Here is a 23757-nt window from a genome sequence, read left to right on the forward strand (position 1 = left end):
GCTTTAGCGCTCTGTCGCGAGGTGGCGTATATTACGCTTTCCTCTTTCAGAGTCAACCCTCATTTTCAGGTTTTTCTCTTCAACCGGACCGGCTGTTTGTGTGAAGTGATTCACATCCGCCGTGTCGATGGAGGCGCATTATAGGGAGTTTCCTGCAGCCCGCAACCCTTAAATGACAGAAAAATGACTGAGTGCTGCATTCCACAGCAAAACCCCGCTTTATACCCATTTGCACACAGAGTTATCCACAAACTCACCCATTACTTCTGCGATCCTTTCTGTATATGTACAGTCTTCAGCGGTCGAAACGAGGGACAAAAGTGAAAAATAAAAATTCGCGAGCGTTGCGCAAACGTTTTCGTTACAATGCCCCCGCACAACAAGGATGCCCCGTAAGGGGCGTTAGCTGAGTTTTTAGCCAAGAATTCACCTAACGCTCTCTGTAATAGTCAAATCCAGGGGATTTACCATGCAACAACGTCGTCCAGTCCGCCGCGCTCTGCTCAGTGTTTCTGACAAGGCCGGTATCATCGAATTCGCTCAGGCACTTTCCGCACGCGGTGTGGAGCTACTGTCTACAGGTGGCACTGCCCGCCTGTTAGCGGAGAAAGGTCTGCCAGTGACCGAAGTTTCCGATTACACCGGCTTCCCGGAAATGATGGATGGACGCGTGAAGACCCTGCATCCAAAAGTCCACGGCGGCATTCTTGGTCGCCGTGGTCAGGATGACGGAATAATGGAGCAACATGGTATCGCGCCTATCGATATGGTGGTTGTTAACTTGTACCCGTTCGCCCAGACCGTCGCCCGCGAAGGCTGTTCTCTGGAAGATGCCGTAGAGAACATTGATATCGGCGGCCCGACCATGGTGCGCTCTGCAGCCAAGAACCATAAAGATGTAGCTATCGTTGTGAAGAGCAGCGACTACGATGCCATTATTAAAGAGATGGATGCCAACGATGGTTCTCTGACCCTCGACACGCGTTTCGATCTCGCGATTAAAGCCTTCGAACACACCGCCGCTTACGACAGCATGATCGCCAACTACTTTGGCAGCATGGTTCCGGCCTATCACGGCGAAAGCAAAGAAGCCGCCGGTCGCTTCCCACGTACGCTGAACCTGAACTTCATTAAGAAGCAGGATATGCGTTACGGCGAGAACAGCCACCAGCAGGCTGCCTTCTATATAGAAGAGAATGTTAAAGAAGCCTCCGTTGCCACCGCGCAGCAGGTACAGGGCAAAGCACTTTCCTACAACAACATCGCCGATACCGATGCGGCGCTGGAGTGCGTGAAAGAGTTCAGCGAACCGGCATGCGTTATCGTTAAGCACGCAAACCCGTGCGGTGTAGCGGTAAGCACCTCTATTCTTGACGCTTACGACCGCGCTTACAAAACCGACCCAACCTCCGCATTCGGCGGCATCATCGCTTTTAACCGCGAGCTGGATGCTGAAACCGCGCAGGCGATTATCTCCCGCCAGTTCGTGGAAGTGATCATCGCGCCTTCCGCCACCGAAGAAGCATTGAAAATTACCGCTGCCAAGCAGAACGTTCGCGTGCTGGTTTGCGGCCAATGGGCGCAGCGCGTACCGGGTCTGGACTTCAAGCGTGTGAACGGCGGCCTGCTGGTCCAGGACCGCGACCTCGGTATGGTGAGCGAAGCTGAACTGCGCGTGGTAACCAAACGCCAGCCGACCGAGCAAGAACTGCGTGATGCGCTGTTCTGCTGGAAAGTGGCAAAATTTGTGAAATCCAACGCCATTGTTTACGCCAAAGAGAACATGACTATCGGCATAGGCGCAGGCCAGATGAGCCGCGTGTACTCAGCCAAAATCGCCGGGATTAAGGCCGCCGACGAAGGTCTGGAAGTGAAAGGTTCCTCTATGGCTTCCGACGCCTTCTTCCCGTTCCGCGATGGGATTGATGCCGCTGCTGCCGCTGGCGTAACCTGCGTGATCCAACCGGGCGGTTCAATCCGCGATGACGAAGTGATTGCCGCCGCAGACGAGCACGGTATCGCGATGGTATTCACCGACATGCGCCACTTCCGCCATTAATCCACGGAGCAGACGATGAAAATATTAGTGATTGGCAATGGCGGGCGCGAGCACGCCCTCGCCTGGAAAGCGGCGCAGTCGCCAAAAGTCGAAACGGTATTTGTCGCCCCGGGCAACGCGGGCACCGCGCTGGAACCCACGCTACAAAACGTGGCCATCGGCGTAACGGATATTCCGGCGCTGCTGAGCTTTGCCCAGAACGAGAAGATCGATCTGACCATCGTTGGTCCGGAAGCGCCGCTGGTGATTGGTGTGGTTGATGCATTCCGCGCCGCCGGTCTGAAAATCTTCGGCCCAACCGAAGGTGCCGCGCAGCTGGAAGGCTCCAAAGCCTTCACCAAAGATTTTCTTGCGCGCCATCAGATTCCAACGGCGGAGTACCAAAACTTCACCGAAATCGAACCTGCGCTGGCTTACCTGCGCGAGAAAGGCGCGCCGATCGTTATCAAAGCCGACGGTCTGGCCGCCGGTAAAGGCGTGATTGTGGCGATGACGCTGGAGGAAGCGGAATCCGCGGTTCATGACATGCTGGCCGGTAACGCGTTTGGCGACGCGGGCCACCGCATCGTTATCGAAGAGTTCCTCGACGGTGAAGAAGCGAGCTTTATCGTGATGGTCGATGGCGAGCACGTGCTGCCGATGGCCACCAGCCAGGACCACAAACGCGTGGGCAACGGCGATACCGGTCCGAACACCGGCGGGATGGGTGCCTACTCTCCAGCACCGGTAGTGACTGACGAAGTCCACCAGCGCACCATGGAACGCATCATCTGGCCAACGGTGAAAGGCATGGCGGCGGAAGGTAACACCTACACCGGTTTCCTCTATGCGGGTCTGATGATCGACAAGCAGGGTAACCCGAAGGTTATCGAGTTCAACTGCCGCTTCGGCGATCCGGAAACCCAGCCGATCATGCTGCGCATGAAGTCCGATCTGGTGGAGCTGTGCCTCGCCGCCTGTGACGGCAAGCTGGATGAGAAAACCTCCGAGTGGGACGAACGCGCATCTCTGGGTGTGGTCATTGCCGCCGGAGGTTATCCGGGCAATTACAATACCGGCGATGAAATCCACGGCCTGCCGCTGGAAGACGTCACTGACGGTAAAGTGTTCCACGCCGGCACCAAACTGTCTGCTGACGATCGCGTGCTGACCAACGGCGGTCGCGTACTGTGTGCAACCGCGCTGGGTAACACCGTGGCAGAAGCGCAGAAACGCGCCTACGCCCTGATGACAGACATCCGCTGGAACGGCTGCTTCAGCCGTAACGACATCGGCTGGCGCGCTATCGAACGTGAGCAAAACTAACGGCTGAGCTTAGCCAGCAGTGTTTTGCGCGTAATACCTAACTGACGGGCGGCTTCGGTTTTATTGCCGCCCGTTTTCTCCAGTGCAGCCAGAATCACCTCTTTTTCGACATCCACCAGCGGTTGGATCTCGCCACTGTATTCCGTTTTTATCGGCGTCGCAGCAATCGCCATTGGCAGCTCACGTTCAGAAATATATTCCCCCGTTAGCAGCACCACCGATCGCTCAATCGCATTTTCCAGCTCACGGATATTGCCCGGCCAGTCGTAATGGATCAGGAGATCCATCGCCTGCGGAGTAAAGCCTTTCACCGCTTTTCGGTTACGCTCGGCAAAACGCTGGAGAAAATATTCGGCCAGCAGTGGAATATCTTCCCGACGCTGGCGCAATGCTGGCATTTCAATGGTGACGACGTTCAGGCGATAGTAGAGATCCTGGCGAAAGCGCCCGGCACTGACTTCCTCCGCCAGATCTCGATGCGTGGCGGCGATCAGCCGGACATCAACTGCAATGGTCTGGTTGCTGCCAACCCGCTGTACTTCCCGCTCCTGGATCGCTCGCAGCAGACGCACCTGCATCAGCGGTGAGATATCGCCAATTTCATCAAGAAACAGCGTGCCACCATCGGCTTCCACAAAGCGACCTTCCCGGCGTTTATCCGCCCCGGTAAACGCACCTTTCTCGTGACCGAACAGCTCAGATTCCAGCAAAGATTCATTGAGTGCCGCGCAGTTCAGCGTGACCAGCGGCTTATCGCTGCGTGCGCTGCTGGCATGTAGCGCCCGGGCCACCAGTTCTTTGCCCGTCCCGGAGTTTCCGTGGATGAGCACCGTGGCGTCCGAGGGCGCAACCATCGCAATTTCGTTGAGCAACTGCTGCATCGCCGGACTACGACCAATCATGCCAAACTGCGCCGCCGACGCTGACGGCAATTCAGCGCTCGTTTCCCGCGTGTGCGCCAGCGCTTTTTCCAGCGTCTCCTGCAACCGGTCAAAGTCCAGCGGTTTGATCAAGTAGTCCAGCGCCCCGGTTTTCAGCGCCTCAACGGCAGTCTCCACGCTGGAGAACGCCGTCATGATCAATACCGGAATCGCCGGATTCAGCGCTTTAATCTCTTTCAGCGTAGCGATACCGTCCATCTCTGCCATGCGCACATCACACAGCACTAAATCAAATACACGTTCGCGCACCTGTTCCAGCGCCGCTCGCCCGCTATAAGCCAACGCAACGTCATAACCCCAGCCGCGCAGCAGCGCCTGTAAAATGGTGCAGTGGCTGATATCGTCATCCACCACCAGAATAGTGATTTTTCCGTGCGTCATCCTTGTTAATCCTGTTGTTTCGCTTTAGTCGGCAGCCAAAAGGTAAAGGTCGCGCCTTTGCCCTCAACGCTTGCCACCTGAATGGTGCCGCCGTGCTGTTCAACTATATTCTGCACCACCGCCAGCCCGAGGCCGGTGCCGTCAGCTTTGGTCGTAAAGTAAGGCGTAAAAATGGCCTCCAGCTGTTCTGGAGCAATCCCCTTCCCGCTATCGGTCACCACGATTTTAACGCGATCGCCGCTGCTTTCACTTGCTTCAACCACTATTGTGCCCTGACGACCAATGGCATGAATGGCGTTCAGATACAGATTCAACAAAATCTGCGTCAGCCGGTCGGGGTCGGCCTGAATCGCGGGCAGCGTAGGATTAGCCGAAAAACGGAGCTGGATTTCGCGACTTGCCGCATCCTGGCTCACCAGATGTAATGAGTGGGTGATAACCTTGTTAAGATCCACCTGTTGCAGCGTCAGATGCGCTGGCTTCACCAGCTCCAGCAATTCGCTCACCACCCGATTTAAACGGTCCGCTTCTTTCGCCATTACCTGAGCCAACTCATGTGACTCGCCACCTGGAGGGGTTCGTTCGGCAAAATATTTTGCTAAACCTTTGATGGATGAAAGCGGGTTACGAATTTCATGTGCGACTCCGGCCGCCAGGTGTCCGAGCGCCATCAGTTTTTCTTTACGCTTCATCGCATCCTGCAGTTCTTTGTACGAACGCTGATAGCGCTGATACCAGAAGAACGTCAGCACGGTGGCCAGTAACACGGCTGCCAGCGCGGACAGGACAATCAGGGTGTTACGCCACTCTCTTGCCTGAGTCGCTGCCAGATCGCTGGCATCAAAGGCGATAAATATGGTTTGTGCAGGGATGTTAAGCTGCCTGTCATCGTTGGCGCAACGCGCCATGCCATGACGTCCTGGACCATACGTCGGCTGAAACTGGCGATAAATTTCCAGGGCCGGCGTGTTTTCACCGCTCCCCACTGGAATGTCAATATTTCGCCAGTTTTCTTGTTCTCCGGGATTAAGCTGCCGCAGGACATCCGGTGAATAGAGCGTTTTCCCGACCATCGCGGAATTGCTGTGAGTAATAACAACGCCATGCTCATCAACAACGGCAAACCATAGCACACCTGGTTGTACGGCCATTTGTTCCAGCAGCGTCTGCTGTTGAGCATGATGCATGCGCATCCCCATACCTACGCGCGTACCAGACTCCAGAGCGCGAATGAGCACGCTGCCTTTTTCCAGTAGCGTTTGCCGTGCAGCACCGCTTTCCCGCCCATAGTCCCGAATGGTCATAACCGAAAACCAGCCGACCAAAATCAGGATTGCCGCCAGCAAGAGTCGGCTCAACCACTTTGCAGCCGTGTCCTTATAAAGACGCATACGCTCTCCCTTTACCCTACCTGTTCCTTTCATCGTTACAGGTATACAGCAGAAATCATGCCATTTTTTCCTCCTGATAACCCTGCCCTCAAACACAAACTGCTGAAAGTACCGGGTAAAAATGACCCGCTGGCGCGTTCTGGCGAGTCATTTTTACCCGTTTTCCTGCAAAGACGACACGTACAACGCCCGCAGGACAGGGATTGCCGCTTTGGCACGGAAGATGCAGAAGGGAATGTAAGCTAACCAACAGGAGAATGAACAATGAAACGGAACAACAAAATGGCACTGATTGCACTCTCTCTTCTGGCTCTGGGCTCTACCCCAGCGCTGGCACAGCATCACTGGGGGTATGGTGATGGCATGCAGCAGCGGGGCGGTGCGCCAATGACCGCTGAGCAGCAGGCAACCGCGCAGAAAATCTATGATGATTACTACTCACAGACCAGCGCATTGCGCCAACAGTTGACCTCCAAACGTTATGAGTACAACGCGTTGTTAACAGCCAGCTCGCCAGACACGGCAAAAATTAACGCCGTGGCAAAAGAGATGGAAGCGTTGAATCAGTCCCTGGATGAGCAGCGTGTTAAACGCGATGTCGCCATGGCGCAGGCAGGCGTGCCTCGCGGAGCGGGAATGGGTTACGGTGGATGCGGCGGTGGCGGTAACCATCGCGGCGGCGGCCATATGGGAATGGGCCACTGGTAACAGTATTACCTGATGGCAGATTATCAGAAGGTTTTGGCTGTAGGCTGCCAGCGACAAAAATCTTCATTAGCGACCAGCAGTAGCTGCGACCCTTCGGGCGCTTCCAGCCATGCCACACTCACCTCGACGGATGAATGGCTCTGGCGGCGCTCAATATGGTTTATCGCCCACGATTCCAGATCGGGTTTCAGCGTCTCACCTTCACAGGTCGTAACCGTGTGATTCGCATGCCAGCGTCCCTGATGCAGTATCACCCGTCCCTGACGCAACGCATCGCTTGTCTGGCGGATTTGATCGGCTCGATAGCGGTAAAGCGCGATTTGATCGCTGGAAAGCTGCTGCTTAAGACCGTCGACTTCACGCTGCATGAAACTCAGCTCACCCCGGTCATCGAAGCGTATACGGACATGTTCTTGGGGTTTACTGTAGGTGTTGAGTTCTATCAAAGAGAGCGTATCACCCTGCCAGCGATATTCACTGGTGGTGGTATCACCTTTACGCCACGGACTAAATACCGAGAGCAAGTGAACATCGTCGCTGGAATCTTTACGCCAAATGCGTACCGCCCCCTGATCGCCAACATAGCCGCTGGCTGTGAACGGAGGAAGCTCAGAGTGGCGACTACAGGCAGACAGTAACAGAACACCTGAAAGCCAAAGCGAGTGACGCCAGATGGACAAAAGGGGCGAAACCGCCCCTTCGATAAAACTGTTCACTGCCACGCGAATTACTTAACCGCGTCTTTCAGTGCTTTACCAGAAACAAATGCCGGTACGTTAGCTGCGGCAATTTTGATTTCTTTACCGGTCTGCGGGTTGCGGCCAGTACGCTCAGCACGGTGGTTCACTTTGAAGGTACCGAAACCAACCAGTTGTACAGCATCGCCTTCTTTCAGAGACTCAGTAATAGCAGCCAGAGTGGATTCCAGAGCAGCTTTAGCCTGTGTTTTAGACAGTTCTGCTTTGTCTGCAATTACATCAATCAGTTGAGTCTTGTTCATAAGTTATCCTTACAATGTGTTTATCGCTTGCTAAGCATCGAGTGCGACGGAAATGCCAGAAAAGCACTCTCCTGCATACACGCACCGATAGCCACTTTTTTTCGCCCCCCAAATGTAGACCAGACCGGGGGCAGATGGGAAGCCTTCAGGCATGACAAATCAGGCGTTAAATCACGTTTTGTGGTGTCATTGCTGAAAATTTATACCAATATTGCTCTCGCCAGCCTCGCGCAGGTCTGCACGAAGCCCTTTTATCAGCTCAATATCGCGTTCTTCACAATCGGCTAAAAGTCGGAAGATTTCCCACTGAATATCCCATTCTTGCTCAACGGCCGGGTTCTCTTTGAGCTCTTCATCGGTCATTTCGCGACCAGCTTGCGTCATTTCCAGCATCGCGACGGTGGTAATAGAAGCCTTACTGACTTCAATTGCGTGTTCCAGCGTTTCACCACTCAGACGCGAATGCATCAGTTCGCTTAATGCCACACAGGCATCGATCGCCGGGTACACGCCGTACAGATCGTAATCATCTGCAGAAGGAATGGCCTCTTCAAACTTTTCCAACTGACTATCGAAATTGATTTTCGCGTCTTTCACCGTCAACGCTTCCCAAATAAGATCCAGAATTCGGCGATAAATCTGACCATCGCCAAATTCGGTTTGCTTGCAGAACATAGCGTAGTTTGGGTACATGCGCTCGCACAGACAGGCCATAAACGTAACATGCTGCCAGCTTTCCAGCTTCTCCAGACGCAGGTGAATCGGGTTTTGTAACATGATGAGTTCTCAAATACGGAAATTAGCGGCAGTTTACCCGATATGGGGCGTTTTTGCTGCAAGCCGCGTAAAAGCCGGGCGTTCAGATGCGACCGCATCTGCCCAGCGTGTTGGTTCCGGCAGACGATAACCGTTCATACAGCGTTGTACCCATGCCAACGCGCGGTCCAGGCTCACGCGATGACCCGTAGAGATAAACAACGGGTTACAGCGTGCTTTGCTGCGCCAGACCCACGCCAGCTGTTCGTCTTTATCCAGCAACGGCGCTAGCGCTCCGGGTTCGGCAGCGAGCGGCTCAAACTTGCCGCATAACCGTTTTTTCGCCACGCCAATCGTCGGGACATCCACCAGCAGACCAAAATGGCTGGCTACGCCCAGGCGACGCGGGTGAGAGATACCGTGACCGTCAACGAACAGCAGATCGGGCTTGTGCGAGAGCAACTGCCAGGCAGCCATCAACGCGGGCGTTTCACGAAAGGAGAGAAAGCCTGGAATGTAAGGCATGGTGGTGGCGATTCGCGCCACCTTGTATTCAACCAGTTCCAGCGTCGGGTATTTCAGTAAGACCATTGCGGCCCGCGTCACTTCGCCGCCCTGCTCAAACCCTACGTCCGCCCCGCCGATCAGATCCGGCGGATCGTTCTGCAGGCGATCCTCGCGGATCACCGAAGAGGCCAGTTCAAGCTGCTGCGCGCGCAGCGACGCGAGATCCATTAGCGGTGGTACTGCGCCGACAGGCGATGTACCGCCTCGACAAAGACACCCGCATGTTCTGGCGGTACATCCTGATGAATGCCATGGCCCAGGTTAAAGACATGGCCTTCACCCTGACCAAATCCGGCCAGAATTGTCGCCACTTCTTCTTCGATGCGGGCTGGCGGCGCATACAGCATGGATGGATCCATATTGCCCTGTAGCGCCACTTTATGACCCACACGACGACGCGCGTCGGCAATATCAGTGGTCCAGTCGAGGCCTAACGCATCACAGCCGGTTTCTGCCATCGCTTCCAGCCACTGACCGCCGCCTTTGGTGAACAGCGTCACCGGAACACGACGACCGTCGTTCTCGCGCAGCAGACCATCGACGATTTTGTGCATGTAGTACAGGGAGAACTGCTGATAGTCGCGACCGGTCAGCACACCGCCCCAGGTATCGAAAATCATCACCGACTGCGCGCCCGCTTTGATCTGCGCGTTCAGGTACAGCGTGACGCTCTTCGCCAGCTTATCCAGCAGCAGATGCAGCGCTTTTGGATCGGCATACATCATCTTTTTAATCACGGTGAAGGCCTTGCTGCTACCGCCTTCGACCATATAGGTCGCCAGCGTCCACGGGCTACCGGAGAAGCCGATCAGCGGCACTTCGCCTTTCAGTTCACGCCGAATCGTGCGCACCGCATTCATCACATAACCCAGCCCATCTTCCGGGTCCGGGATCGGCAGTTTGTCGACATCAGCCTTGCTGGTAATCGGTGAGGTAAAACGTGGACCTTCTCCGGCTTCAAAATACAGCCCAAGCCCCATCGCATCCGGAATCGTCAGGATATCCGAGAAGAGGATCGCGGCATCAAGCTTATAACGACGCAGCGGCTGCAGCGTGACTTCGCAGGCCAGCTCGGCATTTTTGCACAGCGCCATAAAATCGCCCGCCTCGGCGCGCGTGGCTTTATATTCCGGTAGATAGCGGCCCGCCTGGCGCATCATCCATACCGGAGTGACATCAACGGGCTGGCGCAGCAGCGCACGCAGATAACGATCGTTCTTCAGTTCGGTCATTTTTGCAGTTCCTTATTGCGTCAGTCCATCAGTGTATCATCACTCGTTCTTTACTCGTACTCAGCCCGACACATTGCCACAGTGTCTTCAATCAATCGACGCGCGACGGTGCCTGGCGGGGGAAGCAGCGGTAAATTATCGTAGCGATACCAGTTCGCCTCCAGCAGTTCTTTCGGGTCGATAACAATCTCCCCGCTATCATACTCTGCCATAAATGCGGTCATCAAAGACTGTGGGAACGGCCACGGCTGAGAAGTGACATAGCGCAGGTTTTTAACCTTAATGCCGCTCTCTTCCATGACTTCACGCGCCACCGCCTGTTCAAGGGTCTCACCCACTTCGACAAAGCCCGCCAGCACGGTATGCACGCCGTTGCGATGGCGAACATGTTGGGCAAGCAAGATAGCGTCGTCACGGCGGATAGCGACGATAATGCAGGGGGCAATTTGCGGGTAGTAGCGTTCCCGGCAGTGGCTGCACAGCATCGCCCATTCCGTTTTACTCGGGTGCATCGTGTGCCCACAGTAGCCGCAGAATTTATGCGAGCGGTAAAACTCAGCCAGCTGTACGCCGCGTCCGGCCAGTTGAAACAGGCCAACATCCTGGTCTATAACCTGGCGCACCGACCCCATATCGTGTCGACGTTGCTGCTGCACCAGCCAGACCGTTTCCCCTTCCCATTCGCCGATAGAAAGTGCGCGCTGCCCGGTCAGATCAAAACGTGCCGCGTCACCGTGAGGCAGTTCACCATGCGGCAACCATAACTTTTGCTCATGACTGACAATCCACCAGCCGCTATCTAATTTTTCAATTATACGATCCATATCTCTTGCGCAACCTTTGCTTCACAGGCATGTTGTTTACATTATTTTTACATTTACGGGTGAGCAGTTCTTAAACACCATCTTGCGGAGTCAATCATGTTAAACCAGCTGGAAAGCCTGACGGAGCACGTCGGAGGAAGTAATAAACTGGTTGATCGCTGGCTACATGTACGTAAGCACCTGCTCGTGGCTTACTACAATCTGGTTGGCATTAAGCCTGGCAAAGAATCGTACATGCGGCTCAATGAAAAGGCGCTGGATGATTTTTGTCAGAGCCTGGTCGATTACCTCTCCACCGGACACTTCAGTATTTATGAACGTATTCTCCATAAATTGGAAGGGAACGGGCAGCTTTTAAAAGCGACAAAAATTTGGCCGCTGCTGGAAGCCAACACACAACAGATCATGGACTACTATGACACCAGTCTGGAGACCGCCATTGATCATGATAACTTCCTTGAATTTCAACAGGCTTTATCAGATATCGGCGAGGCGCTGGAAGCCAGGTTCGTACTCGAAGATAAGCTGATCATGCTGGTATTTGATGCGATGCACGAGAGTGGCACTCTCAAACGTCCTGCTTGAGATCTGTCGCATTAACGCGTAATTTACATTCATTACCTCTTTACTGAGGTTACTTCTTGTCGGAGTGCTTATTTTCCACAACAGCATGAGTGGAAAAGGCTGAGACCGTTAATTCGGGATCCGCGGAACCTGATCAGGTTAAAACCTGCGAAGGGAACAAGAGTCAATCTGCAATAGCATCGCCCCCGGGCGAGCCTATCTCTTGCTTCATCCGTCGTCTGACAAGCCATATCCTTACTTTTATTTGGAATGAGCTATGTCTGCCACTACTAAACCATCACGCCGCGAACAGCGCGCTCAAGCCCAACACTTTATCGATACCCTGGAAGGGACCGCCTTTCCGAACTCAAAACGCATCTACATCACCGGCTCACAGGCGGATATCCGCGTTCCGATGCGCGAAATCCAACTTAGCCCGACGCTGATTGGCGGCAGCAAAGACAATCCGCAATTTGAAAATAACGAAGCCGTACCGGTGTACGACACCTCCGGGCCGTATGGCGATCCTGACGTGGCGATTAACGTCCAACTGGGGCTGGCGAAACTGCGCCAGCCGTGGATTGTGGCGCGTAACGATAGCGAAGAATTAGACGACCGTAGCTCCGCTTACACCAAAGAGCGCCTGGCCGACGATGGCCTGGACGAGCTACGTTTCAGCGGCCTGCTGACGCCAAAGCGCGCCAAAACCGGTAAGCGCGTGACCCAACTGCACTACGCCCGTCAGGGGATTGTCACGCCGGAAATGGAGTTTATCGCTATCCGTGAAAACATGGGGCGCGAGCGTATTCGTAGTGAAGTGCTGCGCCACCAGCATCCGGGGATGAACTTTGGCGCTCGCCTGCCGGAAAATATTACTCCGGAATTCGTGCGTGATGAAGTCGCTGCAGGCCGGGCGATTATTCCTGCTAACATCAACCACCCGGAATCCGAGCCGATGATCATCGGCCGCAACTTCCTGGTAAAGGTGAACGCCAACATCGGTAACTCGGCGGTCACCTCCTCTATCGAAGAAGAGGTCGAAAAGCTGGTATGGTCAACCCGCTGGGGAGCAGATACGGTGATGGACCTCTCCACCGGTCGCTATATTCACGAAACCCGCGAGTGGATCCTGCGTAATAGCCCGGTGCCGATAGGCACCGTACCGATCTACCAAGCGCTGGAGAAGGTCAATGGGATCGCCGAAGATCTCACCTGGGAAGCATTCCGCGATACGTTGCTGGAACAAGCCGAACAGGGCGTCGACTACTTCACCATTCACGCGGGCGTGCTGCTGCGCTACGTGCCGATGACCGCTAAACGCCTGACCGGAATTGTCTCGCGCGGCGGCTCAATCATGGCGAAATGGTGCCTCTCCCATCACAAAGAGAACTTCCTGTTTGAACATTTCCGTGAGATTTGCGAAATCTGCGCCGCCTACGACGTTTCACTCTCTCTTGGCGATGGTCTGCGTCCGGGTTCGATTCAGGATGCCAACGACGAAGCGCAGTTCGCCGAACTGCATACGCTGGGCGAGCTGACCAAAATCGCCTGGGAATACGACGTGCAGGTGATGATCGAAGGCCCTGGGCATGTACCGATGCAGATGATCCAGCGCAACATGACCGAAGAACTGGAACACTGCCACGAGGCGCCGTTCTACACCTTAGGGCCGCTCACCACCGACATCGCGCCGGGCTATGACCACTTCACCTCCGGCATTGGCGCGGCGATGATCGGCTGGTTTGGCTGCGCGATGCTGTGCTACGTCACACCAAAAGAACATCTCGGTTTACCGAACAAAGAAGATGTGAAACAGGGGCTGATCACCTACAAGATCGCCGCTCACGCCGCTGACCTCGCCAAAGGCCATCCGGGCGCGCAGATCCGCGATAACGCCATGTCGAAAGCACGCTTCGAATTCCGCTGGGAAGATCAGTTTAACCTCGCGCTCGACCCATTCACCGCCCGCGCTTATCACGATGAAACCCTGCCGCAGGAGTCCGGTAAGGTCGCTCACTTCTGCTCCATGTGTGGGCCGAAGTTCTGCTCGATGAAAATCAGCCAGGAAGTGCGTGATTACGCCGCCGCGCAAACCATTGAATTGGGGATGGCGGATATGTCGGAAAACTTCCGCGCCAAAGGCGGCGAAATCTACCTTAAAAAAGAGGAGGCGTAATGTACCAGTCTGATTTCCCGACCGTGCCGTTCCGCCTCGGGCTTTATCCGGTGGTGGATAGCGTGGCATGGATTGAGCGTCTACTGGAGGCGGGCGTGCGCACGATCCAGTTGCGTATCAAAGATAAACGCGATGAAGAGGTGGAGGCGGATGTTATCGCTGCCATCGCGCTGGGGCGTCGTTATGACGCCCGCCTGTTTATCAACGACTACTGGCGGCTGGCGATTAAGCACAACGCCTACGGCGTGCATTTGGGCCAGGAAGATCTCGAAACTACCGATCTGCAGGCCATTCAGGCGTCGGGCTTACGCCTGGGGGTTTCCACCCACGATGATATGGAGATAGACGTCGCACTGGCCGCTAAGCCTTCTTACATCGCACTCGGCCACGTTTTCCCCACGCAAACCAAGCAGATGCCTTCCACTCCGCAGGGGCTGACACAGCTGGCGGGTCATATTGCGCGTCTGGCCGACTATCCAACCGTCGCCATCGGCGGCATCAGTCTGGAACGTGCGCCCGCGGTGCTGGCAACCGGCGTCGGCAGCATTGCCGTGGTCAGCGCTATCACCCTTGCGGCCGACTGGCAGGTAGCCACGGCGCAGCTGCTCGACATAGCAGGAGTCGGCGATGAATGACCGCGACTTTATGCGCTACAGCCGCCAGATTCTGCTTGGCGATATCGCGATTGAGGGCCAGCAAAAGTTGCTCGACAGCCATGTGCTGATTGTCGGTTTAGGCGGGCTTGGTTCGCCTGCCGCGTTGTATCTGGCGGGAGCAGGTGTCGGCACGCTGACGTTGGCGGACGATGACGACGTTCATCTGAGCAATCTGCAACGGCAAATATTGTTCACCACCGACGACATTGCTCGCCCAAAAGCACAGGCGGCAGAACGCCACCTGGCACGTCTTAACCCGGACAGCGAGCTGGTCGTCCTTGAACAGCGACTGACGGGTGAGGCGCTGCGGCATGCGGTTGCGCGGGCCGACGTGGTGCTCGACTGTACCGACAACATGTCCACGCGTCAGGAAATTAACGCCGCCTGCGTGGCGCTGAATACGCCTTTGGTTACCGCCAGCGCCGTGGGTTTCGGCGGCCAGTTGATGGTACTCACCCCGCCGTGGGAACAAGGCTGTTACCGCTGCCTGTGGCCGGATGATGTCGAACCTGAACGCAACTGCCGTACCGCCGGTATCATCGGCCCGGTTGTCGGCGTGATGGGCACCTTGCAGGCGCTGGAAGCCATCAAACTGCTTAGCGGCATTGCGACGCCCAGCGGCGAGTTACGCCTTTTTGACGGTAAAACCAGCCAGTGGCGCAGCCTTGCGCTGCGTCGGGCCAATGGCTGCCAGGTATGCGGAGGGCAACATGCAGATTCAGTTCAATGATGAGCCGATGCAGTGCGCCGAGGGACAAACCGTCAGCGGGCTGCTCACAGAGCTTAATCAGCTCAAACCGGGCGCGGCGCTGGCGCTCAATCAGCAGATTCTGCCGCGCGAGCAGTGGCAGCAGCATATCATGCAGGAAGGCGACCAGATCCTGCTTTTTCAGGTTATTGCAGGGGGTTGATATGTTACGTATTGCCGACAAAACGTTTGATTCACATCTGTTCACCGGTACCGGAAAATTTGCCTCATCACAGCTGATGGTCGAGGCGATTCGCGCCTCCGGCAGCCAGCTGGTGACGCTGGCGATGAAGCGCGTGGATTTGCGCCAGCATAACGATGCCATTCTGGCCCCACTTATCGACGCGGGCGTGACGCTGCTGCCTAACACCTCCGGAGCGAAAACCGCTGAAGAAGCTATTTTCGCCGCCCAACTGGCGCGTGAAGCGCTGGGCACAAACTGGCTGAAATTAGAAATCCACCCGGATGCCCGCTGGCTATTGCCGGATCCGATTGAAACGCTAAAAGCTGCCGAAGCGCTAGTGAAACAGGGCTTTGTGGTGCTGCCTTACTGCGGTGCGGATCCGGTACTGTGCAAGCGGCTGGAAGAAGTGGGCTGCGCGGCGGTGATGCCGCTCGGCGCACCCATCGGTTCAAATCAAGGGCTGGCAACCAAAGCGATGCTGGAGATTATTATCCAGCAGGCTACCGTGCCGGTGGTGGTCGACGCCGGGATCGGCGTGCCCAGCCACGCCACACAAGCGCTGGAAATGGGCGCCGACGCGGTGCTGGTCAACACGGCAATCGCCGTGGCGGATGATCCAGTCATGATGGCCACTGCCTTTCGTCTGGCAGTTGAAGCGGGCCTTCTGGCGCGCCAGGCGGTACCCGGAAGCAAAAGTTTGCAGGCAAGCGCCACCAGCCCGTTAACGGGATTCCTGGAGGCCTTCGCATGAAAACCTTCACCGACCGTTGGCGACAGCTTGACTGGGACGACATCCGTCTGCGTATCAACGGGAAAACCGCCGCCGACGTGGAACGCGCCCTCAACGCTTCGCAGCTTAATCGCGATGATTTGATGGCACTGCTCTCCCCCGCCGCCGCCGACTATCTGGAGCCGCTGGCGCAGCGGGCGCAGAAACTCACCCGCCAGCGCTTTGGCAACACCGTGAGCTTTTACGTTCCGCTGTATCTTTCGAATCTCTGCGCCAACGACTGCACCTACTGCGGTTTTTCGATGAGCAACCGTATCAAACGCAAAACGCTGGATGCAGTAGAAATTGCCCGTGAGTGCACGGCTATTCGTGAGATGGGTTTTGAGCACCTGTTGCTGGTCACCGGTGAACATCAGGCAAAAGTCGGGATGGACTATTTTCGTCGCCACTTACCCGCTATTCGCCGCCAGTTTGCCTCATTACAGATGGAAGTACAGCCGCTGTCAGAGGCTGAATATGTGGAGCTGAAGAGGTTGGGGCTGGATGGCGTGATGGTGTATCAGGAGAGCTATCATGAGGGTATTTACGCCCGCCACCATCTGAAGGGTAAAAAGCAGGACTTCTTCTGGCGGCTGGAAACGCCGGACAGGCTGGGCCGCGCAGGGATCGACAAAATCGGTCTTGGCGCATTAATTGGTTTGTCCGACAGTTGGCGAGTCGATTGCTACATGGTGGCTGAACATCTGCTGTGGATGCAGCAGCATTACTGGCAGAGTCGCTACTCCATCTCGTTCCCGCGCTTGCGCCCATGCACCGGAGGCGTTGAGCCCGCATCGATCATGGACGAGCGACAGTTGGTCCAGACCATTTGCGCATTTCGTTTACTGGCGCCAGAAATTGAGCTTTCGCTCTCAACCCGCGAATCGCCATGGTTTCGTGACCATGTGATTCCATTGGCGATCAACAACGTCAGCGCCTTCTCAAAAACCCAGCCCGGTGGTTATGCCGATAACCACCCCGAACTGGAACAGTTCTCCCCGCATGATGCTCGTCGCCCGGAAGCCGTGGCTGAAGCACTGATGGCGCAGGGATTACAGCCCGTGTGGAAAGACTGGGATAGCTATCTGGGACGCGCTGCACAGATGCTCTAAGTCCAACGCTATCACATAAACGAAAAAACCCGCTTTCGCGGGTTTTTCTTCACTTGCACTTAACTGCTCAGGCTCTGGCCTTCATCGCTATCGTAAGCGTTCGTGAAATTATCGGCAATTACAGCGCGACAACGTTAACAGCAGACGGGCCTTTAGCGCCATTCTCCACGGAGAACTCCACTTTTTGACCTTCGTCTAACGTTTTAAAATCGTTACTCTGGATAGCGGAGAAATGTACAAACACATCCTTACTACCGTCCTGAGGAGTGATGAAGCCGAAACCTTTCTCAGAGTTAAACCATTTTACTAAACCAGTCATTTTGTTAGACATAGATACTTCCTTTCATTTTTTTGAGCCGCTTATGCAGCGAAGATGGCCTGTTTTGCAGAAATTAACTTATGGGGCACTTAGGGAGGAGGCTCATGAAGAAGAGTATCTGAGGATAACGCTTGAACTGAGAACTGCTTTACTAAAACTGCTTACATAAGGTCTGTGTACCAAACCGATGTCGCTATAGTAGACCTACTTCTAATCATTAAGCAAGCATTAATTTTTTTAATACTCATTAAGTAGTGAAATGTTAAACCCTCACGGTTGGGCATCCCGGATAACAGATTGATCTACAACGAACAAAAGCCCTGACCATTGCAGTCAGGGCTTTAAGTTACTACACACTTCAGATTTAACATTAATAAACTTAACAATTTAATACTGCTGATGGTACTACTTTAAAATGTACACGTTTACTACAGATAATATTGGATATTGATACTAACTAAAACCGTCCTCTATTTACCGTTATACACATTCCACCCACTTGATAATAGAACTCAAGGCTGGTGACCTAAACAAGTACACTTCCCCTCGCGACATATACTCTTTGATGCGTTGCCTTATTTCCCTTTGCGATAACCAGAAAAAAAGAAATCGCAAACATTTACTATTAAAACATGGCGTTACATCGTCGCGTTTTACTCATTTTTTGCGATTAGATAAATCAACTACGTGGCCTGAAAGCATTGTCGAAGTGAAAAAAAACGTTTTCAGCGTCGACTATCCCATACAAAAATACTTCGTGGCCTTTATCGCAACCCCCAATAAAACTCTACTAACACTTGCTACGTTAACAGCAAACTACAATTTCTCCGCTGTTAAGTATTAACATACGGGTTTAAAAAACACTGTCAATACTGTTTTTTATAACATGTCTTTATTGACAGTAATTATATATTCCCGCATGGGATAAGCGAATCAAAAGCCACTGGCCTTGGTCCAGAACGTAGGGTTTTATCTCTTCCTGTAACCGGTTTCAGAAAAAGCACTTTTCTTTGTGATGCCTTGCACACAATTGCTGCAAAGCAGTTGTTGCTACCGCTGGCTCGCGATAATTATCAACCCACACATGTTGATCGAGACTGCTTATGAAAAACATCGTTTTATGCTGTGCCGCCGGAATGTCCACCAGCATGCTGGTGCAAAGGATGAAAGACGCCGCCCAGAAAAGAGGGGTCGACGTCACTATTAAAGCAGTGCCGGTGGCTGAGTTTGAAGAGAATATCGCCACTGCGGATATCGTGTTGCTCGGTCCACAAGTTAAGTATGAGCAGGCCAAGCTGCAGACGCTCGCCGACCCGCTGGGAAAAAAGGTCGCCGTCATCGATATGATGGATTACGGCATGATGAAAGGCGATGCCGTACTGGACAAGGCGCTGAAACTACTGGAGTGATGGCATGGAAGAGTTAGAAACAATCATCATGGAATTATTGGTAAATGCCGGCGCTGCACGCAGTCAGGCCCTGACAGCGCTGCAACTGGCGCGTAAAGGTGATTTCGCTGGGGCAGAACAAGCGATGACAGAATCACGCGAGTACGTTAAGCAAGCGCATAAAATCCAGACCCAGCTGATCGGAATTGACGAAGGTACCGGCAAGCTACCGGTTAATCTTATTACCGTCCATTCGCAGGACCATCTGATGAACGCGATGGTGATTCAGGATTTGGCGGGCGATATGATTGAGCTGTATCGGCGGTTACCGCCAGCCAGTTAACAGACATAAAAAAACCCGCCGAAGCGGGTTTTTTTATTATGGTCAGCAACGATTAATCGTTGTCAGAACCGCCCAGGCCTGCGTTCAGCAGTTCTGCCAGGCTGGCAGACGCATCTTCAGCAGTCACCTGCGGAGCAGCTGGCAGTTCGCCCGCTGCGCGACGGCGCATACGATCCTGGTGGTACGCGTAACCGGTACCTGCCGGGATCAGACGACCCACGATGACGTTCTCTTTCAGACCACGCAGTTCATCACGTTTACCTGCAACAGCGGCTTCGGTCAGGACACGCGTGGTTTCCTGGAACGATGCTGCAGAGATGAAGGACTCGGTTGCCAGAGACGCTTTGGTGATACCCAGCAGATCGCGGGAGAACGTTGCACCCACTTTGCCGTTCGCTTCCAGATCGCGGTTGGCAATCTTGACGCGGGAGTATTCAACCTGCTCGCCTTCCAGGAAGTCGGAGCTACCAGCGCTTTCGATGGTGGCTTTACGCAGCATCTGACGAACGATAACTTCAATGTGTTTATCGTTAATCTTAACGCCCTGCAGACGGTATACGTCCTGAACTTCGTTAACGATGTAACGAGTTACAGCATGCACACCACGCAGACGCAGGATGTCGTGCGGCGCTTCCGGACCGTCGGAAACCACGTCACCACGTTCTACACGTTCACCTTCGAACACGTTGAGCTGACGCCATTTCGGAATCATCTCTTCGTACGGTTCGCTACCGTCTACCGGGGTGATAACCAGACGACGTTTCCCTTTGGTTTCTTTACCGAAGGAAATGATACCGCTGATTTCAGCCAGGATTGCCGGCTCTTTCGGACGACGGGCTTCGAACAAGTCCGCAACGCGCGGCAGACCACCAGTGATATCCTTGGTACCGCCGGATTCCTGCGGTACACGCGCCAGGGTGTCACCAGAGCTGATCTGAACGCCATCTTCCAGCTGAACAATCGCTTTACCCGGCAGGAAGTACTGAGCCGGCATATCGGTGCCAGGGATCAGAACGTCGTTGCCCTGAGCATCAACAATTTTCAGTGCCGGACGCAGGTCTTTACCACCCGCAGTACGCTCTGCAGAATCCAGAACCACCAGAGAAGACAGACCGGTCAGCTCGTCGGTCTGACGAGTAATGGTCTGGCCGTCGATCATGTCAGTGAAGCGGACGAAGCCACTCACTTCGGTGATAACCGGCATGGTGTGCGGATCCCAGTTTGCTACGGTTTCGCCGCCAGCAACCTGTTCGCCATCACCCTTCGCCATAACGGAGCCGTAAGGCACTTTATAGCTTTCTTTGGTACGGCCGAATTCGTCGATCAGTTTCAGTTCGGTGTTACGTGAGGTGATAACCAGTTTACCGCTGGAGTTAACAACCGACTTCGCATTGCTCAGACGGATGCTACCTTTGTTTTTCACCTGGATGCTGGATTCAGCAGCCGCACGGGATGCCGCACCACCGATGTGGAACGTACGCATCGTCAGCTGTGTACCCGGTTCACCGATGGACTGTGCCGCGATAACGCCGATCGCTTCACCTTTGTTGATGATGTGGCCACGCGCCAGGTCACGACCGTAGCAGTGCGCACACACACCAAAGTCGGTGTCACAGGATACAACGGAACGTACTTTGACGGAGTCAACGGAGTTCTCTTCCAACAGGTCACACCACTGTTCGTGCAGCAGCGTGTTGCGTGGAACCAGAATGTCCGCCGTACCCGGCTTCAGAACGTCTTCAGCAGTCACACGACCCAGAACGCGATCGCGCAGCGGTTCTTTAACGTCACCACCCTCGATAACCGGGGTCATGGTGATGCCTTCCAGCGTGCCGCAATCGTCTTCAGTAACTACCAGGTCCTGCGCGACGTCAACCAGACGACGAGTCAGATAACCGGAGTTCGCTGTTTTCAGTGCGGTATCCGCCAGACCTTTACGCGCACCGTGAGTAGAGATGAAGTACTGGAGTACGTTCAGACCTTCACGGAAGTTCGCGGTGATTGGCGTTTCGATGATGGAGCCATCTGGCTTCGCCATCAGACCACGCATACCAGCCAGCTGACGAATCTGTGCTGCAGAACCACGCGCACCGGAGTCAGCCATCATGTAGATGCTGTTGAAGGAAACCTGCTGCTCTTCTACGCCGTCACGGTTAATCACGGTTTCGGTTTGCAGGTTATCCATCATCGCTTTGGATACACGATCGTTCGCCGCCGCCCAGATATCGATAACTTTGTTATAGCGTTCGCCTGCGGTTACCAGACCAGACTGGAACTGCTCCTGGATCTCAGCAACTTCAGCTTCCGCTTCAGAGATGATCTCGTGTTTCTTCTCTGGGATGACCATGTCATCAATACCAACAGATGCACCGGAACGCGCTGCATAAGCAAAACCGGTATACATTGTCTGGTCAGCGAAGATAACGGTCGGCTTCAGGCCCAGAATGCGGTAACAGGTGTTCAGCATTTTGGAGATTGCTTTCTTGCCCAGCGCCTGGTTGACGATGGAGAAAGGCAGACCTTTCGGTACGATCATCCACAGAATGGCGCGACCAATGGTCGTGTCTTTCAGGCTGGTGTGCGCAACGAATTCGCCGTTTTCATCTTTTTCATATTCAGTGATACGCACTTTAACGCGCGCATGCAGAGAGGCCAGGCCAGCGCGATAAATACGCTCAGCTTCTTTCGGGCCAGTCAGCACCATGCCTTCGCCTTTAGCGTTAACACAGTCACGGGTCATGTAGTACAGACCCAATACAACGTCCTGAGACGGAACGATGATAGGTTCGCCGTTCGCCGGAGACAGGATGTTGTTGGTAGACATCATCAGCGCACGCGCTTCGAGCTGGGCTTCCAGCGTCAGCGGTACGTGAACAGCCATCTGGTCACCATCGAAGTCGGCGTTATATGCCGCACAAACCAGCGGGTGCAGCTGGATAGCTTTACCTTCGATCAGTACCGGTTCAAATGCCTGGATACCCAGACGGTGCAGGGTTGGCGCACGGTTCAACAGTACCGGGTGTTCGCGGATAACTTCGTCCAGGATATCCCAAACGACAGCTTCTTCACGCTCAACCATTTTCTTCGCGGCTTTGATGGTGGTGGCGAGGCCACGCAGTTCCAACTTGCCGTAAATAAACGGTTTGAACAGTTCCAGTGCCATTTTCTTCGGCAGACCGCACTGATGCAGACGCAGGTATGGACCTACGGTGATTACAGAACGACCGGAGTAGTCAACACGCTTACCGAGCAGGTTCTGACGGAAACGACCCTGTTTACCTTTGATCATGTCGGCCAAAGATTTCAGAGGACGTTTGTTAGAACCGGTGATCGCACGACCGCGACGACCGTTATCCAGCAGGGCATCGACCGCTTCCTGCAGCATACGTTTTTCGTTGCGTACGATGATATCTGGCGCAGCCAGATCCAGCAGGCGCTTCAGACGGTTGTTACGGTTAATGACGCGACGATACAGATCGTTCAGGTCAGAAGTCGCGAAACGACCACCATCCAGCGGAACCAGCGGACGCAGATCTGGCGGCAGAACCGGCAGAACGGTCAGGATCATCCACTCTGGCTTGTTGCCAGACTGTACGAAGGCTTCCAGCAGTTTGATACGCTTGGTCAGCTTCTTACGCTTGGTTTCGGAGTTGGTTTCGTTCAGCTCTTCGCGCAGAGTTTCACACTCTTGCTCCAGATCCATGCTCTTCAGCAGGGCCTGGATTGCTTCCGCACCCATCTTCGCGTCGAATTCGTCACCGAACTCTTCCAGCGCGTCCAGATACTGCTCTTCAGTCAGGATCTGTTGACGTTCCAGGTTAGTCATACCGCCTTCGATAACCACATAAGATTCGAAGTACAGTACGCGTTCGATATCACGCAGCGGCATATCGAGCAGCAAACCGATACGGGACGGCAGAGATTTCAGGAACCAAATGTGAGCGGTCGGAGACGCCAGCTCAATGTGGCCCATACGCTCACGGCGTACTTTAGTCTGGGTCACTTCAACGCCGCACTTCTCACAGATCACACCACGGTGTTTCAGGCGCTTGTACTTACCGCACAGGCACTCATAGTCTTTTACTGGCCCAAAGATACGGGCGCAGAAAAGGCCGTCACGTTCAGGTTTGAACGTACGGTAGTTGATGGTTTCCGGCTTCTTAACTTCACCGAAAGACCATGAACGGATCATGTCTGGCGAGGCCAGAGCAATTTTGATCGCATCAAACTCTTCGGTTTTAGTCTGCGCTTTCAGAAACTTTAATAAATCTTTCACGGATTTGCTCCCGTCGGAGTTAGCACAATCTGGCGCTGGCAGTTACGCCAGCACCAGT

At 54.3% G+C, this 23757-nt stretch carries 23 protein-coding genes and 1 riboswitch; of the genes, 13 read left to right on the plus strand and 10 right to left on the minus strand.

What is annotated here, in order from left to right; all coding sequences use genetic code 11:
- The first annotated feature begins 469 nt into the window (after positions 1 to 469).
- Positions 470 to 2059, plus strand: a complete 1590-nt coding sequence (gene purH, locus On2M_RS22575; RefSeq protein ID WP_151218784.1) for a bifunctional phosphoribosylaminoimidazolecarboxamide formyltransferase/IMP cyclohydrolase — start codon at positions 470 to 472, stop codon at positions 2057 to 2059.
- A 15-nt stretch (positions 2060 to 2074) separates the two neighbouring features.
- Positions 2075 to 3364, plus strand: a complete 1290-nt coding sequence (gene purD, locus On2M_RS22580) for a phosphoribosylamine--glycine ligase (protein ID WP_151218785.1) — start codon at positions 2075 to 2077, stop codon at positions 3362 to 3364.
- Here purD and zraR read toward each other — a convergent pair.
- Entirely contained in the window at positions 3361 to 4686 is a 1326-nt protein-coding gene (gene zraR, locus On2M_RS22585; protein WP_210905485.1) for a sigma-54-dependent response regulator transcription factor ZraR, read from the minus strand. The genes purD and zraR overlap by 4 nt on opposite strands.
- A 5-nt stretch (positions 4687 to 4691) precedes the next feature.
- Positions 4692 to 6077 (minus strand): two-component system sensor histidine kinase ZraS, encoded by a 1386-nt coding sequence (gene zraS / locus On2M_RS22590; RefSeq protein ID WP_151225115.1) that lies wholly within the window; start codon positions 6075 to 6077, stop codon positions 4692 to 4694.
- Between the two features lie 57 nt (positions 6078 to 6134).
- On the opposite strand from zraS, the gene On2M_RS22595 reads away from it, so the two are divergent.
- Together On2M_RS22595 and zraP are read left to right on the plus strand one after the other, a co-directional pair.
- The gene (locus tag On2M_RS22595; protein WP_210905486.1) at positions 6135 to 6323 is read left to right on the plus strand and encodes a hypothetical protein; all 189 of its coding nucleotides are present in this window, start codon (positions 6135 to 6137) and stop codon (positions 6321 to 6323) included.
- Between the two features lie 18 nt (positions 6324 to 6341).
- On the plus strand, positions 6342 to 6785 hold the full coding sequence (gene zraP, locus On2M_RS22600; RefSeq protein ID WP_210905487.1) for a zinc resistance sensor/chaperone ZraP: 444 nt from the start codon (positions 6342 to 6344) through the stop codon (positions 6783 to 6785).
- 23 nt (positions 6786 to 6808) lie between these two features.
- Here zraP and On2M_RS22605 read toward each other — a convergent pair whose 3' ends face one another.
- From On2M_RS22605 to nudC, 6 genes are all read right to left on the minus strand, one after another.
- Entirely contained in the window at positions 6809 to 7501 is a 693-nt protein-coding gene (locus On2M_RS22605) for a DUF1481 domain-containing protein (RefSeq protein ID WP_210905492.1), read from the minus strand.
- Between the two features lie 11 nt (positions 7502 to 7512).
- Positions 7513 to 7785, minus strand: a complete 273-nt coding sequence (gene hupA, locus On2M_RS22610; protein ID WP_001044509.1) for a nucleoid-associated protein HU-alpha — start codon at positions 7783 to 7785, stop codon at positions 7513 to 7515.
- Between the two features lie 186 nt (positions 7786 to 7971).
- Positions 7972 to 8562: a YjaG family protein gene (locus tag On2M_RS22615; protein ID WP_003842015.1), complete on the minus strand. Its 591-nt coding sequence runs from the start codon at positions 8560 to 8562 to the stop codon at positions 7972 to 7974.
- A 33-nt stretch (positions 8563 to 8595) separates the two neighbouring features.
- Entirely contained in the window at positions 8596 to 9276 is a 681-nt protein-coding gene (nfi, locus tag On2M_RS22620) for a deoxyribonuclease V (protein ID WP_187254162.1), read from the minus strand.
- Positions 9276 to 10340, minus strand: a complete 1065-nt coding sequence (gene hemE / locus On2M_RS22625; protein WP_151225111.1) for a uroporphyrinogen decarboxylase — start codon at positions 10338 to 10340, stop codon at positions 9276 to 9278. Before hemE ends, nfi begins: the two co-directional genes overlap by 1 nt.
- A 50-nt stretch (positions 10341 to 10390) precedes the next feature.
- Positions 10391 to 11164, minus strand: coding sequence for an NAD(+) diphosphatase (gene nudC / locus On2M_RS22630; RefSeq protein WP_151218791.1), 774 nt, complete (start codon positions 11162 to 11164; stop codon positions 10391 to 10393).
- A gap of 96 nt (positions 11165 to 11260) precedes the next feature.
- Between nudC and rsd the strand changes: the two genes are divergently transcribed.
- From rsd to thiH, 7 genes are all read left to right on the plus strand, one after another.
- On the plus strand, positions 11261 to 11749 hold the full coding sequence (gene rsd / locus On2M_RS22635) for a sigma D regulator (protein WP_151218792.1): 489 nt from the start codon (positions 11261 to 11263) through the stop codon (positions 11747 to 11749).
- A gap of 50 nt (positions 11750 to 11799) precedes the next feature.
- A riboswitch (TPP riboswitch) is annotated at positions 11800 to 11922 on the plus strand.
- Positions 11923 to 12005: 83 nt separating this feature from the next.
- A complete protein-coding gene (thiC, locus tag On2M_RS22640) occupies positions 12006 to 13904 on the plus strand; it encodes a phosphomethylpyrimidine synthase ThiC (RefSeq protein WP_210905488.1) in 1899 nt (632 codons plus the stop codon).
- Entirely contained in the window at positions 13904 to 14539 is a 636-nt protein-coding gene (thiE, locus tag On2M_RS22645) for a thiamine phosphate synthase (protein ID WP_210905489.1), read from the plus strand. Before thiC ends, thiE begins: the two co-directional genes overlap by 1 nt.
- On the plus strand, positions 14532 to 15290 hold the full coding sequence (locus tag On2M_RS22650) for a HesA/MoeB/ThiF family protein (protein ID WP_210905490.1): 759 nt from the start codon (positions 14532 to 14534) through the stop codon (positions 15288 to 15290). Before thiE ends, On2M_RS22650 begins: the two co-directional genes overlap by 8 nt.
- The gene (gene thiS, locus On2M_RS22655) at positions 15271 to 15471 is read left to right on the plus strand and encodes a sulfur carrier protein ThiS (RefSeq protein ID WP_151218796.1); all 201 of its coding nucleotides are present in this window, start codon (positions 15271 to 15273) and stop codon (positions 15469 to 15471) included. The genes On2M_RS22650 and thiS overlap by 20 nt, the downstream gene beginning before the upstream one ends.
- A gap of 1 nt (position 15472) precedes the next feature.
- Positions 15473 to 16243, plus strand: coding sequence for a thiazole synthase (gene thiG, locus On2M_RS22660; protein ID WP_210905491.1), 771 nt, complete (start codon positions 15473 to 15475; stop codon positions 16241 to 16243).
- Positions 16240 to 17373: a 2-iminoacetate synthase ThiH gene (thiH, locus tag On2M_RS22665; RefSeq protein ID WP_151225101.1), complete on the plus strand. Its 1134-nt coding sequence runs from the start codon at positions 16240 to 16242 to the stop codon at positions 17371 to 17373. The genes thiG and thiH overlap by 4 nt, the downstream gene beginning before the upstream one ends.
- Before the next feature lie 118 nt (positions 17374 to 17491).
- Here thiH and On2M_RS22670 read toward each other — a convergent pair whose 3' ends face one another.
- Positions 17492 to 17704 carry an RNA chaperone/antiterminator CspA gene (locus tag On2M_RS22670; protein ID WP_016155304.1) on the minus strand — a complete coding sequence of 71 codons (213 nt, stop codon included), beginning with the start codon at positions 17702 to 17704 and terminating at the stop codon, positions 17492 to 17494.
- A gap of 1091 nt (positions 17705 to 18795) precedes the next feature.
- Between On2M_RS22670 and On2M_RS22675 the strand changes: the two genes are divergently transcribed.
- Both On2M_RS22675 and On2M_RS22680 read left to right on the plus strand, forming a co-directional pair.
- Entirely contained in the window at positions 18796 to 19101 is a 306-nt protein-coding gene (locus tag On2M_RS22675; RefSeq protein WP_151218799.1) for a PTS sugar transporter subunit IIB, read from the plus strand.
- A 4-nt stretch (positions 19102 to 19105) separates the two neighbouring features.
- A complete protein-coding gene (locus On2M_RS22680; RefSeq protein ID WP_151218800.1) occupies positions 19106 to 19423 on the plus strand; it encodes a PTS lactose/cellobiose transporter subunit IIA in 318 nt (105 codons plus the stop codon).
- Between the two features lie 52 nt (positions 19424 to 19475).
- Here On2M_RS22680 and rpoC read toward each other — a convergent pair whose 3' ends face one another.
- Complete coding sequence (rpoC, locus tag On2M_RS22685; protein ID WP_006688360.1) at positions 19476 to 23699, minus strand: DNA-directed RNA polymerase subunit beta'; 4224 nt, start codon at positions 23697 to 23699, stop codon at positions 19476 to 19478.
- Positions 23700 to 23757 lie beyond the last annotated feature (58 nt).

The organism is Citrobacter sp. On2M (assembly GCF_018035235.1).
In the GTDB taxonomy this organism is placed as follows: Bacteria; Pseudomonadota; Gammaproteobacteria; order Enterobacterales; family Enterobacteriaceae; genus Citrobacter; species Citrobacter meridianamericanus.